The organism is Rhizobium giardinii bv. giardinii H152 (assembly GCF_000379605.1).
Taxonomy (GTDB): Bacteria; Pseudomonadota; Alphaproteobacteria; order Rhizobiales; family Rhizobiaceae; genus Pararhizobium; species Pararhizobium giardinii.
The window spans coordinates 1-1,908 of record NZ_KB902728.1 but is presented as its reverse complement, the minus strand read 5'-3'; the positions used below and the strand labels follow the sequence as shown (position 1 = coordinate 1,908).

Below are 1,908 nucleotides of genomic sequence, written 5' to 3'. Positions count from 1 at the left end.
CAGCAGAACGGACAGAAATGTCGCGCGGCGGCCTGCCCATCAGCGCAATGTCAACGTCGTGGCGGCGCAGCGACTCGATTGTCTGCTCGCGGTTGCCGACGCTCAGGCTGACCTCGATGCCAGGATGCAGCTTCAGAAAGGCCGATATGATCCGCGGGGCAAAATATTTCGCGGTCGAAACCACGCCAAGTCTCAAAGATCCCAGCCGCACGCCGCGCAACGCATCGATCGTATCGGCCAGCGTTCGCAGGCTCTCTTCCACAGTATCCGCCGCAACAAGCACTGCCATGCCTGCGGCAGTCAGACGCATACCATCGCCCGTACGATCAAACAGTGACATCCCCACCGCGTCTTCAACCTGCTTCAGCTGCAACGTCACCGCAGGCCCCGTAAGTCCCAACTCTTTGGCTGCACTGACAATTTTACCCTTGCTATGGATAGCCAAGATGGCGCGAAGTTGGCGGATTGAGATATTTTGCATGCGCCAAGTTAGTTTTTTTTATCCAGGGTGTAAATAGAATAAATTTTACTTTCCTCTGCGGAGACGGAAACATCCTCGTGCCAACAAGGCGGGGACCATTCGGTTCCGGGAGGGGAAACATGAGTGTTGCAACGCTTGATGCGTGGTTGAATTCTTATTGCAGCAACGCCGATTCACAACGGCAAGCGGTCGCGCAAACCGTGCGCCAGCTTGTCTCGGCTGCGCTCAATGTCCGGAAGGCAATCGGCGAGGGTGCGCTCGGTATTGCCTTTGGCGGAACACGCGGCAACGCCAATAGCGACGGCGATATTCAGAAAGATCTGGATGTGCATGCCGACGAAATATTCCTCGCCGCGATGCGGGACGCACCCATTGCTTATTACGCGTCTGAAGAGTTGCATGATCCCGTCGAGCTTGATCGCAGCAAACCGCTGGCGCTGGCGATCGACCCGCTTGATGGTTCTTCAAACATCGACACCAATGTGTCCATTGGCACGATCTTCTCCATTTTACCGGCGCACGAGACTGTGGCGGAAACTTTCCTCCAGTCTGGCCGAACACAGATCGGCGCCGGGTTCTTTATCTTCGGCCCGCAGTTCGCTCTTGTCATCTCCCTCGGCAAGGGCACAAGCATCTTTGTATTCTCAGCGCGCATCGGCACTTTTCTTCAGGCGTATGAATCACTCAATATCACTGAAGATGCCAAGGAATTTGCGGTTAACACCTCCAACTATCGCCACTGGGACGAGGCAGTGCGGCTTTACATCGACGACTGCCTGCAAGGTACAGATGGACCGCGTGGCAAGGATTTCAACATGCGCTGGATTGCCTCGCTGGTAGCGGACACCTACCGCATATTGGTTCGCGGCGGCGTCTTCCTTTATCCACCCGACAGCCGCAAGGGTTACCGCAACGGACGGCTGCGTCTGGTCTATGAGGCTAATCCCATTGCTATGTTGATAGAGGGCGCTGGCGGCATGGCCACGAATTGTGTGATGCCGATTCTCGACCTTATCCCAACCGACATTCACCAGCGCACGGAGCTCGTTTTCGGCTCCGCCCGTGAAGTTGAAAAGATCACGCGCTACCACATCGAACCTTCGGCAATAGGCTCACGCCACCCCCTGTTTGGCAATCGCAGCCTGTTCCGGCCCTGAGGAGGATCAAGTGTCACACCGTCACCCCGTCATTGCAATTACCGGTTCGTCCGGCGCCGGGACCACTACTGTCAAAGATACGTTCAACAAGATCTTCACCCGCGAAAGTATCGTGGCCGCCTTCATTGAGGGTGACGCCTTTCACAAATATGACCGTAAAGGCATGAAGGACAAAGTCGCGGAGGAAGACGCCAAGGGCAATATGCACTTCTCTCATTTCAGTCCCGAGGCTAACGAACTTGAGATCCTCGAATCCGTGTTTGAGGAATA

2 protein-coding genes and 1 pseudogene are annotated in these 1,908 nt (G+C 55.5%); 2 read left to right on the top strand and 1 reads right to left on the bottom strand.

Annotation, left to right across the window (positions count from 1 at the left end; genetic code table 11):
* Positions 1–481: LysR family transcriptional regulator (locus A3AY_RS0130105; RefSeq protein WP_018329389.1), on the bottom strand; the 481-nt coding region annotated here is incomplete at its 3' end.
* Positions 482–600: 119 nt separating this feature from the next.
* Here A3AY_RS0130105 and A3AY_RS0130100 point away from each other — a divergent pair.
* The gene (locus tag A3AY_RS0130100) at positions 601–1,638 is read left to right on the top strand and encodes a class 1 fructose-bisphosphatase (RefSeq protein WP_018329388.1); all 1,038 of its coding nucleotides are present in this window, start codon (positions 601–603) and stop codon (positions 1,636–1,638) included.
* Between the two features lie 10 nt (positions 1,639–1,648).
* A pseudogene (locus tag A3AY_RS36535) lies at positions 1,649–1,908 on the top strand (phosphoribulokinase); the annotation flags it as partial.

Bases quoted from the DNA above. Each gene is read 5' to 3' on its own strand.
- A3AY_RS0130100 (WP_018329388.1), top strand. From the start codon at position 601: ATGAGTGTTGCAACGCTTGATGCGTGGTTGAATTCTTATTGCAGCAAC.